At 69.2% G+C, this 14,283-nt stretch carries 13 protein-coding genes; 8 read left to right on the top strand and 5 right to left on the bottom strand.

Annotated elements, in window-relative coordinates; translation table 11 throughout:
- Positions 1 to 45 precede the first annotated feature (45 nt).
- The 5 genes from G3M57_RS20185 to flgF all read right to left on the bottom strand — a co-directional run bounded on the left by G3M57_RS20185 (position 46) and on the right by flgF (position 3,691).
- Positions 46 to 555: a hypothetical protein gene (locus G3M57_RS20185; protein ID WP_056761444.1), complete on the bottom strand. Its 510-nt coding sequence runs from the start codon at positions 553 to 555 to the stop codon at positions 46 to 48.
- A 118-nt stretch (positions 556 to 673) separates the two neighbouring features.
- On the bottom strand, positions 674 to 1,393 hold the full coding sequence (gene flgH / locus G3M57_RS20180) for a flagellar basal body L-ring protein FlgH (RefSeq protein ID WP_056761446.1): 720 nt from the start codon (positions 1,391 to 1,393) through the stop codon (positions 674 to 676).
- Between the two features lie 11 nt (positions 1,394 to 1,404).
- Positions 1,405 to 2,148 (bottom strand): flagellar basal body P-ring formation chaperone FlgA, encoded by a 744-nt coding sequence (flgA, locus tag G3M57_RS20175; RefSeq protein WP_163232621.1) that lies wholly within the window; start codon positions 2,146 to 2,148, stop codon positions 1,405 to 1,407.
- A 4-nt stretch (positions 2,149 to 2,152) separates the two neighbouring features.
- On the bottom strand, positions 2,153 to 2,941 hold the full coding sequence (gene flgG, locus G3M57_RS20170; protein ID WP_056761452.1) for a flagellar basal-body rod protein FlgG: 789 nt from the start codon (positions 2,939 to 2,941) through the stop codon (positions 2,153 to 2,155).
- Between the two features lie 12 nt (positions 2,942 to 2,953).
- Positions 2,954 to 3,691 (bottom strand): flagellar basal-body rod protein FlgF, encoded by a 738-nt coding sequence (flgF, locus tag G3M57_RS20165; protein WP_163232619.1) that lies wholly within the window; start codon positions 3,689 to 3,691, stop codon positions 2,954 to 2,956.
- Between the two features lie 224 nt (positions 3,692 to 3,915).
- Here flgF and fliL point away from each other — a divergent pair, with 224 nt between their 5' ends.
- The 8 genes from fliL (at position 3,916) to edd (ending at position 14,279) form a co-directional block, all read left to right on the top strand.
- Complete coding sequence (gene fliL, locus G3M57_RS20160; RefSeq protein ID WP_056761458.1) at positions 3,916 to 4,530, top strand: flagellar basal body-associated protein FliL; 615 nt, start codon at positions 3,916 to 3,918, stop codon at positions 4,528 to 4,530.
- Between the two features lie 27 nt (positions 4,531 to 4,557).
- Positions 4,558 to 5,685, top strand: a complete 1,128-nt coding sequence (gene fliM / locus G3M57_RS20155) for a flagellar motor switch protein FliM (RefSeq protein WP_056761461.1) — start codon at positions 4,558 to 4,560, stop codon at positions 5,683 to 5,685.
- The gene (locus tag G3M57_RS20150) at positions 5,682 to 6,293 is read left to right on the top strand and encodes a DUF6468 domain-containing protein (protein ID WP_056761462.1); all 612 of its coding nucleotides are present in this window, start codon (positions 5,682 to 5,684) and stop codon (positions 6,291 to 6,293) included. The genes fliM and G3M57_RS20150 overlap by 4 nt, the downstream gene beginning before the upstream one ends.
- On the top strand, positions 6,290 to 7,075 hold the full coding sequence (locus G3M57_RS20145; RefSeq protein ID WP_056761465.1) for a MotE family protein: 786 nt from the start codon (positions 6,290 to 6,292) through the stop codon (positions 7,073 to 7,075). The genes G3M57_RS20150 and G3M57_RS20145 overlap by 4 nt, the downstream gene beginning before the upstream one ends.
- A 21-nt stretch (positions 7,076 to 7,096) precedes the next feature.
- Positions 7,097 to 9,979, top strand: coding sequence for a tetratricopeptide repeat protein (locus G3M57_RS20140; RefSeq protein WP_163232617.1), 2,883 nt, complete (start codon positions 7,097 to 7,099; stop codon positions 9,977 to 9,979).
- A 316-nt stretch (positions 9,980 to 10,295) separates the two neighbouring features.
- Positions 10,296 to 11,759 (top strand): glucose-6-phosphate dehydrogenase, encoded by a 1,464-nt coding sequence (gene zwf, locus G3M57_RS20135; RefSeq protein WP_056761470.1) that lies wholly within the window; start codon positions 10,296 to 10,298, stop codon positions 11,757 to 11,759.
- 11 nt (positions 11,760 to 11,770) lie between these two features.
- Positions 11,771 to 12,463: a 6-phosphogluconolactonase gene (gene pgl, locus G3M57_RS20130; RefSeq protein ID WP_163232614.1), complete on the top strand. Its 693-nt coding sequence runs from the start codon at positions 11,771 to 11,773 to the stop codon at positions 12,461 to 12,463.
- A gap of 4 nt (positions 12,464 to 12,467) precedes the next feature.
- Positions 12,468 to 14,279 carry a phosphogluconate dehydratase gene (gene edd, locus G3M57_RS20125; RefSeq protein ID WP_056761473.1) on the top strand — a complete coding sequence of 604 codons (1,812 nt, stop codon included), beginning with the start codon at positions 12,468 to 12,470 and terminating at the stop codon, positions 14,277 to 14,279.
- Positions 14,280 to 14,283 lie beyond the last annotated feature (4 nt).

The raw sequence follows: 14,283 nt of genomic DNA, 5'->3' as shown, positions 1-14,283 counted from the left end.
CCGTCTGGCGGCGCGGAGATCATCCGCAAGCGGTGATGGAAGAGATCACTTCACCCGCGTGAGGATCAAGGTCTGGTCCGGCGGACCCGGCCGGCCGTCGATGTCCTGTTCGACCAGCAGGGTGTCGGGGTCGGTGCGGGTGACCTTCATCGACTGATGGCGCGAGCCCTGCTCGCCGTGGGTGGTGACGGTCACCGCGCTCTGGCCGACGCGCTGGACGCTGATCTTTACCAGGTTCAGATTGACCACGGCCTGGGTCGGCGGCCCGTCGAGCACGGCGTGGGCGAACTGCAGGGCGGCGACGCCGGCCTCGTCGACCTCGACGAGGGTCCAGGCCAGAGCCTTGCCGTCGTCGATGGTGACGTCCAGTTCGCCGCTCAGCGGCGGCGGGCCGGTCAGGGTGGCGTTGAATTTCGAGCGCGGCAGGTCGATCGCCCAGCGTCCGGTCACGCCCATCGGCCCGCTGAAGGGCTGGGCGCTGGCGACGACAGGCAGGGCGACGACCAGGAGGGCGGCGCCGACCAGGGCGGTGAAGGCGCGGGCGCGCTTGGTCATGGGGTCGGCTCCGGGATCAGCGCCCGGCGAGTCCGGGCGAACGCTGTGACGCCAGGTAATCTGGCCCCGCGCGCCCGCCCGATCAAGGAGGCCGCCTCTGTCGTCTCCGACCGAACCCTTAGAACGGCGAGAACTTCTCGACCAGCGACTGGCCGGCCGGGGTCTTCTGGACGCGGCTGATGTCGCCGCGGCCGCCGTAGCTGATGCGGGCTTCGGCGATCTGGGTGTGCTTGATGGTGTTGGCCGACGAGATGTCTTCCGGCCGCACGATGCCGGCGACGGTCAGTTGCCGCACTTCGGCGTTGGTGCGCACTTCCTGGGTGCCCTGGATCACCAGGTTGCCGTTGGGCATCACGCCCGAGACGACGGCGGCGATGGTCAGGCTGATCTTTTCCGAACGATTCACCGAACCGGCGCCGGCGTTGGACGTGCCCGACTTGGTGTTGATCATGTTGGACGGGTCGAAGCCGCCCGGCAGAACCTTCCCCAGGCTGGACTCCAGGCCCAGGAAGTTCGGCACGCCCAGCGAGCTGTTGGAGGCGCGCGAGGTGGCGGTCTGGTTCTTGGTGGTGGCGCTGTCGTCGATGTCGATGTTGACGGTCAGGATGTCGCCGACCTTGCTGGCGCGCTGGTCGTTGAAGAAGGTGCGCGCGCCCGTGCGCCACAGCGAGTTGGCCGAGGCCGGCTGGGGAGAGGCGACATATTGCTGGGTCATCGGCGCCAGTTGGGCCGGATAGCCGACGGGCGCCAGCTCCGGACCCTTCACCGCTTCCTTGACGGTCGAGCAGGCGGCGAGCGGGGCGAGCAGCAGGAGGGCGGCGAGGGCGGGGCGCATCAGGGGTGACCTTCTCAGCGAGCGGCGTAGCGCAGCGTGTTGTTACGGTTGGCCTTCAGGCGCATCGCCTGCGGGCCGACGGCGGTCGAGCCGGGTCCGGTGACCACGGTCTCGATGATCTTCTTGCTGGCGGTGTTCTGGACCATCAGGCTCTCGCCGATGGCTCCCGCCGACATCGCCTTGCCTTGCAAGGTCAGCGCCACGCCGTCGTCTTCATAGGTGACTGCGACAATATCGCCCGCCTTGATCACCTGCGGGGTCGAGACGTCGCGCAGGCTGGCGGCCGCGCCCTGGCGCAGCGGGCGTTTGACGGTCATGCCGATCAGGTCGTCGGCGTCGCGCGGCGCGTCCGAGGGGCCGGCCGCGGCTTTGATCCAGACCAGGTCTTCCGGCTGGACCAGTTCGCCAGTCGCCAGGCTGCGGGCGTAGGCAAGAACTTCCACATTGCCGCGCGAGGCGCCGGCCACGCCGCTGTCCGAACCCTGGCGGACGATGATCCTGCGCACGCCGTTGCTGTTGGCCCAGTCCAGCCCCGCCCGGCGGGCGGCGATCTGCACCGCGCCGGCCTCGAGCACAGCCGAGGGACCCACGCGGTTGGCCACTACCACGTCCGAGGCCGCGCCGGCCCCGTCGAACAGCTCGCCCAGGGTGATGCGGCCGTCGGCGTCGGTGGTGTCGGACCGCAGCGAGACGGCCTGGCCGGCCAGGGCCGGGGTGGCGATCAGCAGGACGGCGAGGGCGGGAACGAACGCTTTCATCGGCTTATGACCTCAGGTTCGACGTGGCTTGAAGCATCTGATCGGCCGTGGTGATGACCTTGGAGTTCATCTCGTAGGCGCGCTGGGCGACGATCAGGGCGGTGATCTCGCTGACCGAGTCGACGTTGCTGGCCTCGGTGTAGTTCTGCAGCAGCGTGCCGAAGCCCGGCTGGCCGGGGGCGGCGATGTTGGCCGCGCCCGAGGCCGCGGTTTCCATGAACATGTTGTCGCCGATGGCTTCCAGGCCGCCTTCGTTCATGAAGTTGGCCAGTTCGATCTGGCCGACCGTCTGCGGGGTCGGGTCGCCGTCGAGCTTGACCTGCACCAGGCCGGTCTTGCTGATCGTGGTCGAGACGGCGTTCTGCGGGATCGTGATGCCCGGCTGGACGGTGTAGCCGTCCTCGGTGACGATCTGGCCCTGGTCGTTGGTCGAGAAGTTGCCGGCCCGGGTGTAGGCGGTCTCGCCCGAGGGCAGCAGGATTTGCAGGAAGCCCTTGCCCTGGATGGCCACGTCGAACTCGTTGTTCGTCATGGTCGGGGTGCCCTGCTCGTGGATACGATAGACCGACCCGGCCTTCACGCCGCCGCCGATCTGCACGCCCGTCGGCACCACGTTGCCGTCGCTGGACGACTGCGAGCCGGCCCGCTCGATGGTCTGGTAGATCAGGTCCTGGAACTCGGCCCGCTGGCGCTTGAAGCCGACGGTGTTCATGTTGGCGATGTTGTTGGAGATGACCTCGACGTTCAGCTGTTGGGCCGACATGCCGGTCGCGGCGGTGCGAAGCGCTTGCATGGTTATCTATCCTTACTGCGGCTTGCCCAGGCGCTCGACGGCGCTCCGGGACAGTTCCGAGGTTTGGTCCATCATCTTGGCCACGCTCTCGTAGGCGCGGCTGACCTCGATCAGCTTGGTGATCTGGGTGATCGACTGGACGTTGGAGGCTTCCAGCATGCCCTGGTGGATCATGGCGTCCGGGGCGGCCTGGGGGGTGTCGTTGGTGGTGTTGCGATAGAGGTTGTCGCCGTCCTTGCGGAAGCTGGCGAGGTCGGTCGGACGCACCACGGCGATCTTGCCGGAGCGCTCGGCGCCCTGGCTGACCGTGCCGTCGCGGGCGATGGTGACCGGGCCCTTCAGCGGGTCCAGCAGGATCTCGCCGCCGCCGTCGTCCAGCACGGGCTGGCCGTTCTGGGTGACCAGCTTGCCGTCGGGGTTCATCGTGAAGCGGCCGTCGCGGGTGTAGCGCTCGCCGCCGGCCGTGGAGACCTTGAAGAAGCCCTGGCCTTCCAGGGCCAGGTCGAAGTCGCCGCCGGTCTGGGTCAGGGCGCCCTGGCCGAAGTCGCGCGCCACGCCGTCGTCCAGCACGAACTTCACCGGGTTCGCGCCGCCGGCGGTGCGGGCCGGTTTCGCCGGCTCGGTGCGGACCATCAGCTCCTCGACCTTGAAGCCGGTCGTGTTGGCGTTGGCGATGTTGTTGGCCACGATGTCGAGCTCGCGGCGCAGGGTCATCTGCCGCGAAAGTCCCACATAAAGTGCGTTGTCCATGACCGGTTACCGAGACGGCTGGCGCGACAAATGCGCCGCAAGTCAGCAAGCAACCCTCGTGCCAAGTCGAAAAGTGCAGTAATTTCAACGAAAAGGAGGGTTAACGGGCCCCCGGTGGAGGAGTCTGCCGGGCAGATTCAGCCTGCGGCGAAATGGCCTTCAAAAGACATCGTTAACCATGCTCCACGCATGAGTAGATCCGTAGATTCCAAGGAACCGCGCGCGTGGCCAACAAACCCCCCAAGGACGCTCCCGCCCCGGAAGGCGAAGAGGGCGCCGCCGAGGGCGAAGCTCCGGCTAAGAAGAAGCCGCCGATGATGATCATCATCGCGGCCGCGGCGGCCGTGGTGCTGATCGGCGGCGGCGTGACCGGGTTCCTGCTGCTGAAGCCCAAGCCCGACGCCCACGGCGAGGCGGGCCACGAAAAGCCGAAGAAGAAAGAGAAGAAGAAGGAAGAAAAGGGCGGCCACGGCGGGGGCGGCGAGGGCGCCGCGCCCGTGGCAGGCGCGCCGGTAATCAAGGAAGGCCCCGACGGCGTGGTGTTCTACACCCTGCCGGACATCGTCGTGAACATGCAGGCCGCCGACGGCAAGTCGACCTTCCTGAAGCTGAAGCTGACCTTCGAACTGCCCGACGAGGAAACGGCCGAGGCCCTGACGCCGAACCTTCCGCGTCTGCAGGACATGTTCCAGACCTTCCTGCGCGAGCTGCGTCCGGAAGACCTCAACGGCAGCCAGGGCAGCTATCAGCTGCGCGCCGAGCTGCTGCGTCGCGTTAATCTGGTCGCCGCGCCCTCCAAGGTGAACGCGGTGCTGATCGAGGAGATGCTGATCAACTAGCCCTCGGGCTGGCTGAGGCGAACCGACATGGCGGAAGACATCGACGATCAGGCCGCAATGGCCCAATGGGCCTCGGAAAACCCTCCAGGCGGCGAGGCCGGCGCCAACGAGTTTGGCGACTTCAGCGGCGGCATGGGCGGCTGGGACGACGGCGGCGGCGACGGCATGGGCGCCGAGCGCATCCTGAACCAGGACGAGATCGACAGCCTGCTAGGCTTCGACATGTCCGGCGACGGCAATGACGACCGCACCGGCATCCGCGCGATCATCAATTCGGCCCTGGTCTCTTACGAGCGCCTGCCGATGCTGGAAATCGTCTTCGACCGCCTGGTGCGGTTGATGACGACGTCCCTGCGCAACTTCACCTCCGACAACGTCGAGGTCAGCCTCGACAACATCAGCTCGATCCGCTTCGGCGACTATCTGAACTCGATCCCGCTGCCGGCCATCCTGGCGGTGTTCCGGGCCGAGGAGCTGGACAACTACGGCCTGCTGACGGTCGACTCCAACCTGATCTACTCGATCGTCGACGTGCTGCTGGGCGGCCGCCGCGGCACCGCGGCCATGCGCATCGAGGGCCGTCCCTACACCACCATCGAGCGGGTGCTGGTGCAGCGGATGGTCGAGGTGGTGCTGCATGACGCCAAGGCCGCGTTCGAACCCCTGCACCCGGTGTCGTTCAGCCTGGACCGCCTGGAGACCAATCCGCGCTTCGCCGCCATCGCCCGGCCGGCCAACGCCGCCATCCTGGTCAAGCTGCGCATCGACATGGAAGACCGCGGCGGCCGCATCGAGCTTCTGCTGCCCTACGCCACCCTCGAACCCATCCGCAAGATGCTGCTGCAGCAGTTCATGGGCGAGAAGTTCGGCCGCGACAACATCTGGGAAGGCCACTTGGCCACCGAGCTCTGGACCACCCAGATGGAGGTGCGCGCCGTGCTCGACGAGCAGCAGCTGCCGCTCAGCAAGGTGCTGAACCTGCAGGTGGGCGACACCCTGATGCTGAACGCCACGCCGGACAGTCCGGTAGAGCTGCGCGCCGGCTCGATCCCGCTGACCCGCGGGCGCATGGGCCGCCGCAATCACTCGATCGCCGTGCGGGCCGACGCGCCCCTGAGCCCGGCGGCCAAGAAGGCGGTTCAGAAGCTGAAATGAGCGTGACGGCCATCGCCCTCAACGGTCTGCTGGCGGTCCTGCTGCTGATCGCCCTGGCCTTCGGCGTGCGCCTTGAGCGTCGGCTGAAGGCCCTGCGCGACAGCCACGAGGGCTTCGCCAAGGCCGTGGCCGATCTTGACCGCGCCGCCATGCGGGCCGAGCAGGGCCTGGCTGACCTGCGCGCGGCGACCGACGAAGCCGCCGACACCCTGGCCGACCGCATTTCCCAGGCCAAGGCGTTGGCCAGCCAGCTGGACGAGCGCCTGAACCGGCCGATCGTTACGCCGCCGCCGATGCCTTCTTCAAGGGAGCCAGGCGTTCGCTCCGTCGCCGAGCCGCGCGCGGTCGAACCCCGGGCCGCCCCGCGTCCGATCCGCGCACCCGAGCCGGAGATTCCGCCGGAAACCCCGCGCCGCCTGCGGGCCGAGGATTTCGAGAAGCTGCTGGACCGCGAGGCCCGCATCCCCCGCGACGCCCCGCCGCCTTCCACCGCGCGGCCTTCGGCGCCAAAGGAAACCCCGCGTTCACGGGCGCGGATAGATGATGACCTGTTCGAGGGCCCGGAAGATCCGCCGCGCCCCGGTTCGACCTTTAGGGGCCGTCGATGAAAAACGTTCCGCGCATCCTGCCGATCGTCGGGGTCGCCGTGGTCGGCGTGCTCGCCGTCAACGCCCTGGCCGGCGCCAAGTCCGTTCCGGACCTGCTGAGCGGCGCCAAGGCCTTCGCCGAGGGCGTGGCCAAGCCCGACGCCGACAAGGCCGCTTCGGCCGCTGACGCCGGCAAGGACGCCGCGGCCAAGGCCCCGCCGGCGATCTGCGCGCCGTCGGCCAATGACCTGGCCAAGGAAGCGGGCCTGTCGCCGGCCGAACTGCGCGTGCTGCAGAGCCTGGGCCAGCGTCGCGGCCAACTGGACCAGCGGGAGCAGGACATTGACGTCCAGCTGCAGCTGCTGGCCGCCGCCGAGGCCAAGCTCGACGCCAAGATGAAGGCGCTGAACGGCATGAAGGGCGAGATCCAGGGCCTTCTGGGCCAGGCCGACGCCCAGAAGGAAGCCGAGGCCATGCGCATGGTCACGGTCTATTCGGCCATGAAGCCCAAGGACGCCGCCGCCCGCATGAGCGTGCTGGACGACAGCGTGCGCCTGCCGATCGCCGCCAAGATGAAGGAGCGGACGCTCTCGATGATCCTGGCCAACATGTCGCCGGCCGACGCCAAGATCCTGACCGAGCGCCTGGCCAACCGCCTGTCGGCCGACGCGATCGCCAAGCAGCGCGCCGCCCTGGCCGCCGCCGACAAGCCCGCCGCCGATTCCGCGGTCCAGGCCGCGGCCGCGCCGCTGGCCGGCGCGGGTCCCGAGGCCGGCAAGGCCGGCGGCAAGAAGGCCGGCTAGGACGGGAGCACGGGCGGGGGCATGACGCTGGGAGGGATCCTGAGATCGACGGTCGCGGCGATCTGCATCCTCGGGGTCGTGACCCCGACGGTGTCGATCTCGGCTGCGCCGCGCCAGGTCTCCAAGCCCGCTCCCCGCAAGGCCGCCGCGCCGCGTCCCGCCGCTTCGACGGGCCTCCAGGTCAGGGTCGCCCAGGCCCCCGACTTCACCCGCCTGGAATTCCCCGGCTCGCGCGGCATGCAGGCGCGCCGGGAGGGAACGTCGGTGGTGTTGCGTTTTCCGCGCGACGCCAATCCCAACCTCTCGCCGCTGAACGTCGGTCCGCCGCGCTGGGTCAAGGGCGCCCAGGCGCGCCATGTCGGCGGCGCGGTCGAGATCGTGGTCGCGCTCAGCGACGACGCCGACTTCCGGGCTGGCAACGCCGACGGCGACGACTTCATCAACCTGTTCGCCCGCCAGGACGCGCCGCCGGCGTCGACGCCAGCCGCCGCCGTGGTCGCGCGTCGGCCCAATCCGATGCCGGCCAACGGCGCGGTGCCGGTCAAGTTCTCCAAGGTCGCGGGCCAGGTTCAACTCAGCTTCGACTGGGCCAATCCGGCGGGCGCCGCGGTGTTCCGGCGCGGCGAGGCCGTGTGGGTGGTGTTCGACGCCCCGGCCCGGCTGGACATCGGCAAGCTGCCCGCCAGCACCGCTCAATATCGCAACATCCAGGCCTTCAAGGGCGCCGACTATGCGGCGCTGCGCATCAGCACGCCGCAGGGCGCGCCGTTCTACGCCGACGGCGTCGGCTCCAACTGGACGATCGCCCTGGGCGCGGGGACCCAGGATTCGCCCGACCCGATCCGCGTGGCCCGCGACGACAACGCCAGCCCCGCCACCCTGACCGCCAACGTGGCCGGCACGACCAGGATCGCCTGGGTCTCGGATCCGGCGGTCGGCGATCGCCTGGCGGTGGCCACCGCCCTGGCCCCGTCCAAGGGACTGCCGTCGCGCCGCGACTATGTCGAGATGGCCTTGCTGCAGTCGGCCACCGGCCTGGCGGTCGAAAGCTATTCCGGCGACCTGCAGATGATCGCCGAGGGCGACATCGTGCATATTGGCCGGCCCAAGGGTTTGCTGCTGTCCTCGTCCTCCAGCGCCCAGGCCCAGGCCGACGCCGGGGCCGGCGCGCCCCAGGCCCTCGCCATGCCCGCCCTGATCGATCCCGAGCACTGGGCCAAGACCGGCTCGGGCGGCTTCATGGCCCGCTATGACGCCCTGCTGGGCGCCATCCCGGCGGCCAGCGGCGGCGACGGCAAGGGCGACGACACGGCCGCCCGCATGGTCCTTGCCCGTTTCCTGGTCGGCTCAAACCTGTCGTTCGAGGCGATCGGCGTGCTCAACGCGGCCGGCCGCGCCCACCAGACCCTGATGGGCGACGGCGAGTTCCGCGGCCTGCGCGGCGTGGCCAAGGTGCTGGCCCGCCGCTACGCCGAGGCCGAAACCGACTTCGCCTCGCCGGTGCTGAGCGACGATCCCTCGGCCGCGATGTGGCGCGGCTACATCGCCAGCAAGACGGGCCAGTGGGTGGACGCCAACCAGCGGTTCGCCGAGGGCGCCCGCGCGCTCAACATGTTCCCGGCCCTATGGCAGGCCCGTTTCCTGGGCGCCCAGGCCGAGGCGTCGGTCGGCGTCGGGGCGCCCGACACCGCCATTCGCCTGATCAACCAGGCCCTGAAGCTGCCCAACATCCCCGTCGAGGACCAGCTGGAGCTGCGTCTGACCCTGGCCAAGGCCTTCGAGGCCAAGAACGACGTCCGCGCCCTGCCGGTGTTCCAGGCGATCTCGAAGTGCGGCATCGACCGCCTGGCCGCGCCGGCCACCCTGCACGCCATCCAGCTGCGCCTGGCCAAGAACCAGATCAGCGCCGACATCGCCGCCAAGGGGCTGGACGCACTGCGCTTCCGCTGGCGCGGCGACGGGGTGGAACTGGACACCATCCGTGCGCTGGGCCAGCTGCAGATCAGGCAGGGCCGCTATCGCGAGGCGCTGGAGGTGCTGCACTCGGCCAGCAACGTGCAGTCCGACCTGCCGCAGGCGGTCGCTCTGCGCAACGATCTGAACACCGCGTTCCGCAGCCTGTTCCTCGACGGCCTGGCCGACGGCATGCAGCCAATCCAGGCGGTGGGGCTGTTCTACGACTTCCAGGACCTGACCCCGATCGGCGCCGACGGCGACCAGATGGTCCGCAACCTGGTGCGTCGCCTGGTCGATGTCGACTTGCTGGACGAGGCCGCCAAGCTGCTCAAGTACCAGGTCGACAATCGCCTGAACGGCGTGCCCAAGGCCCAGGTGGCCACGGATCTCGCCTGGATCTACCTGATGGACCGCAAGCCCGAGAGCGCGCTGGACACCATCAACGCCACGCGCACCACGATCCTGCCGCCAGCCCTGAACGCCGAGCGCCGCCTAGCCACCGCCCGCGCCCTGATGGGCCTGGGCCGCTACGACGCCGCCCTGGAGGTGATCGAGGGCGACAAGAGCCGCGACGCCGAGGACGTCCGCGCCGAGATCGCCTGGAAGCAGCACGCCTGGCCCCAGGCCGGTGCGCTTTACGAACGCTCGCTGGCGGACCGCTGGAAGACGCCCGGCGTCCTGAACCCGGCCGACGAGTCCAAGCTGCTGCGCGCGGCCGTGGCCTTCAGTCTGGCCGACGACGACGCCGCGCTGGGCCGCCTGCGCCAGCGCTATGGCGGCTTCGTCGACGGCGCGCGCAATCCCGACGGCTTGCGCGTGGCCCTGGCCGGCGCCGATCCGGGCAGCCTGTCCAGCACCGACTTCAGCAAGGTCACCGCCGACAACGAGGCCTTCAATGGCTGGGTGGCCAAGATGAAGGACCGCTTCCGGGCCCAGGCGAGCAACTAAGGATTTCGTCGGCGTCGCTCCGTGTTCTCTAGACGGCCCAGCCGGCCAAGCCCGGCGTTGGGGCTAATTTCTCCTTGCAGCATCGCCTGCGCGGTCGCCATTTGCGGCGCGCCCGCGTTCAGCCTGCCCAGGCGGTGAACCTTCGCGTTCGAAAAGCGATTGGTCCGCTGGCGGCCCAGGCCCAAACGCCTTAGTTAGACGCCGCGCGCGCGATCCTGTCGGGACGTCGACACGGGGCCTCGGCCTTCATGTGGCGGGGTCCGCTTGCATTGCTCGAGAGGGCGTGGCATGACAACGTTGTCATAGGGTGGAAGCTTTGGCCAAAGAAACGAACGTCGACCAGACAGGTCGCGAAGTGCTGGTTCTGCTGGGCGGCGCGGGGGATCTCGCGCTGCGCATGTTGTTGCCTTCGCTGTATTTTCTCGAGGTCGACCGCCTCCTGCCGCACGACCTGCGGATCATCGGCCTAGCCCGTCACGACCACACCGCCGACAGCTATCGCAAGCTGGTGCGCGAACAGCTGGGCAAGCGCGCGACCGTCGAGGAATCGGCGTGGAACCGCCTGGCCGCCCGCCTGGACTACCTGTCGGTCGACATCACCAAGGAAGAGGGCGCCAAGGCGTTGGCCGACAAGGTCGGCCCGCACGGCGACCTCGTCGTCTATTTCGCCCTGTCGCCCAGCCTCTACGGCTCGGTCTGCACCGCCTTGCAATCGGCCGGCCTGACTGGCCCCAAGACGCGCCTGGTGCTGGAAAAGCCGATCGGCAAGGACTTCGCCAGCTCGTGCGTGATCAACGGCGCGGTCGGCGCGGTCGTCGACGAAAGCCAGATCTTCCGCATCGACCACTATCTGGGCAAGGAGACGGTCCAGAACCTGACCGCTCTGCGCTTCGGCAACGTGCTGTTCGAGCCCCTGTGGGACAACAAGCACATCGATCACGTGCAGATCACGATCGCCGAGACCGAGAAGGTCGGCGAGCGCTGGCCCTATTACGATGAATACGGCGCCCTGCGCGACATGCTGCAGAACCACCTGCTGCAGCTGCTGTGCCTGGTGGCCATGGAGGCTCCGTCGGGCTTCGACCCGGACGCGGTCCGCGACGAGAAGGTCAAGGTGCTGCGGTCCCTGCGTCCGTTCACCAAGGCCAATGTCGCCCACGACACCGTGCGCGGCCAGTACGTGGCCGGGGTGGTCGAGGGGACCGCGCGCGAGGGCTATCTGGAAGAGGTCGGCAAGCCGTCCAAGACCGAGACCTTCGTGGCCATGAAGGTCGACATCGACAACTGGCGCTGGGCCGGCGTGCCGTTCTTCCTGCGCACCGGCAAGAACCTGCCCGACCGCCGCACCCAGATCGTCGTGCAGTTCAAGCCCGTGCCGCACAACATCTTCGGGTCCGCCGCCCAGGCCGAGACCAAGGCCAACCGCCTGGTCATCGACCTGCAGCCGGACGAGGACATCTCGCTGACCGTGATGACCAAGCGTCCGGGCCTGTCGGAAGAGGGCATGCGCCTGCAGTCCCTGCCGCTGTCCCTGGCCATGAGCGCGGCCGGCAGCCGCCGCCGCATCGCCTACGAAAAGCTGCTGCTGGACGTGTTCCGCGGCGACCGCACCCTATTCGTGCGCCGCGACGAGGTCGAGCAGGCGTGGAAGTTCGTGGACGGCGTCTCCGCCGCCTGGGCCGAGGCCAAGATCGAGCCCGCGCCCTACGCCGCCGGCACCTGGGGACCGCACAGCGCCACCGCGCTGATCTCGCCCCAGGGCCGGGCGTGGAACGAGTAGGCGTGGCGACCATGGCCCTCCCCAAGATCGAGGCGTTCGCCACCCGCGAAGCCTTGTACGACGCCGCCGCCTCGGTCGTGGCCTTGGCCCTGACCGAGGCCGTGGCCAAGCGCGGCCAGGCCGGGTTCGCCGCCACCGGCGGCTCGACCCCGGCCCCGGTCTATGACCGACTGGCGACGATGACCGTCCCCTGGGACAAGGTCGTCGTCACCCTGACCGACGAGCGCTTCGTGCCGCCGTCCGACCCGAGCAGCAACGAGGGCCTGGTTCGTCGCCACCTGCTGCAAGGCGAGGCGGCCAAGGCGGGCTTCGCGCCGATGTATTTCGACGGCGTGGCTCAGGAGGCGGTCCCGGCGAAGGCCGAGGCCGGGGTGGCCAAGGCGCTGCCGTTCGGCGTGACCCTGCTGGGCGTCGGTCCCGACGGCCATTTCGCCTCGCTGTTCCCCGGCAACCCGAAACTGGCGGAAGGCCTGGACCCCCGGTCCGAACGCACGGTGATCGCCGTGCCGCCCGGCCAACCCGCGCCGGACCTACCCCGGATCAGCTTGACCTTTCAGGCGTTGATCCAGTCGTCGCTGATCGTGCTGCTGATCACCGGCGGCGCCAAGAAGACGTTGCTCGAAGGTCCGGTCGATCAAGGCTTGCCCATCGCCGCGATTCTGAACCAGGACCGCGCCCCGGTCCGTATCCTCTGGGCGGAGTAGTCCCATGGCCTTGAACCCTGTCATCGCTGAAGTCACCGCGCGGATCATCGAGCGCAGCCGCGACAGCCGCGCGACCTATCTGGCCAACCTCGACGCAGCCGCCGCCGCCCAGCCGGGCCGGGCCAAGCTCAGCTGCGCCAACTGGGCCCACGCCTTCGCCGCTTCGCCGGCGGTGGACAAGGTCCGCGCCCTGGACGTCAACGCGCCCAACCTGGGCATCGTCTCGGCCTATAACGACATGCTGTCGGCCCACCAGCCGCTGGAGGAATATCCGGCCCTGATCAAGGACGCGGCGCGCGAGGTCGGGGCCACGGCCCAGTTCGCCGGCGGCGTTCCGGCCATGTGCGACGGCGTCACCCAGGGCCGTCCGGGCATGGAGCTGTCGCTGTTCTCGCGCGACGTGATCGCCATGGCGACCGGCATCGCCCTGACCCACGACGCGTTCGACGGCGCGCTGTATCTGGGCGTCTGCGACAAGATCGTGCCGGGCCTGCTGATCGGCGCCCTGACCTTCAGCCACCTGCCGGCGATGTTCGTGCCGGCCGGGCCGATGACCTCGGGCCTGCCCAATTCGGAGAAGGCCCGCATCCGCGCCCTCTACGCCGAGGGCAAGGTCGGTCGCGAGGAACTGCTGGCCGCCGAGAGCGCCAGCTACCACGGCCCGGGCACCTGCACCTTCTACGGCACCGCCAACACCAACCAGATGCTGATGGAGCTGATGGGCCTGCACCTGCCCGGCTCGGCCTTCGTCCATCCGCACACCCCGCTGCGCACGGCCCTGGTCAAGGAAGCCGCCAAGCGGGTGGCGGCCATCACCCACAAGGGCAACGACTGGATTCCGGTCGGCCGGGTGATCGACGAGAAGGCCGTGGTCAACGGCGTGGTCGGCCTGATGGCCACCGGCGGCTCGACCAACCTGGCGCTGCACCTGGTGGCCATGGCCCACGCCGCCGGCATCATCCTGACCCTGGAAGACCTGGACGACATCTCCAAGGCCACGCCGCTGCTGGCCAAGGTCTATCCGAACGGCTCGGCCGACGTGAACCAGTTCCACGCCGCCGGCGGCATCCACTTCGTGGTCAAGGAACTGCTGAAGGCCGGCCTGGCCCACGAGGACGTCCTGACCGTCGCCGGTCCCGGCCTGTCGCGCTACACCCAGGAGCCGGTGCTGGTCGACGGCGAGCTGGCCTGGCGCGAGGGCGCGGACGAGTCGCTGGACCTCAACATCCTGCGCCCGGCCTCCGACCCGTTCAGCCCGGAAGGCGGCCTGCGCCTGCTGACCGGCAATCTGGGGCGCGGCGTGATCAAGGTCTCGGCCGTGAAGCCAGAGCACCAGGTGATCACCGCCCCGGCGGCCGTGTTCCAGGAGCAGGAAGACTTCATCGCCGCCTTCAAGCGCGGCGAGCTGGATCGCGACGTCGTCGTCGTGGTCCGCTTCCAGGGCCCGTCGGCCAACGGCATGCCCGAGCTGCACAACCTGTCGCCGTCGATCTCGGTGCTGCTGGATCGCGGCTTCAAGGTGGCTCTGGTCACCGATGGGCGGATGTCGGGCGCCTCGGGCAAGACCCCGGCCGCGATCCACATCACGCCGGAAGCGGCCAAGGGCGGGGCCCTGGCCTATGTCGAGGATGGCGACGTCATCTCGCTGAACGCCCACACGGGCGAGCTGAAAATCCTGGTGGACGAGGCGACCCTGCGCGCCCGTACGCCGGCGCAAGTCCCGGCGTCCAAGCCGGGCTTTGGACGGGAACTCTTCGGCCTGCTGCGTTCGGGGGTCGGCGCTTCCGACCACGGCGCATCGGTGCTGTTTGCTTAGGAAG

This window comes from Caulobacter rhizosphaerae (genome assembly GCF_010977555.1).
Taxonomy (GTDB): domain Bacteria; phylum Pseudomonadota; class Alphaproteobacteria; order Caulobacterales; family Caulobacteraceae; genus Caulobacter; species Caulobacter rhizosphaerae.
The sequence above is the reverse complement of the archived record's forward strand: the minus strand, read 5'-3'. Positions and strand labels throughout refer to the sequence as shown.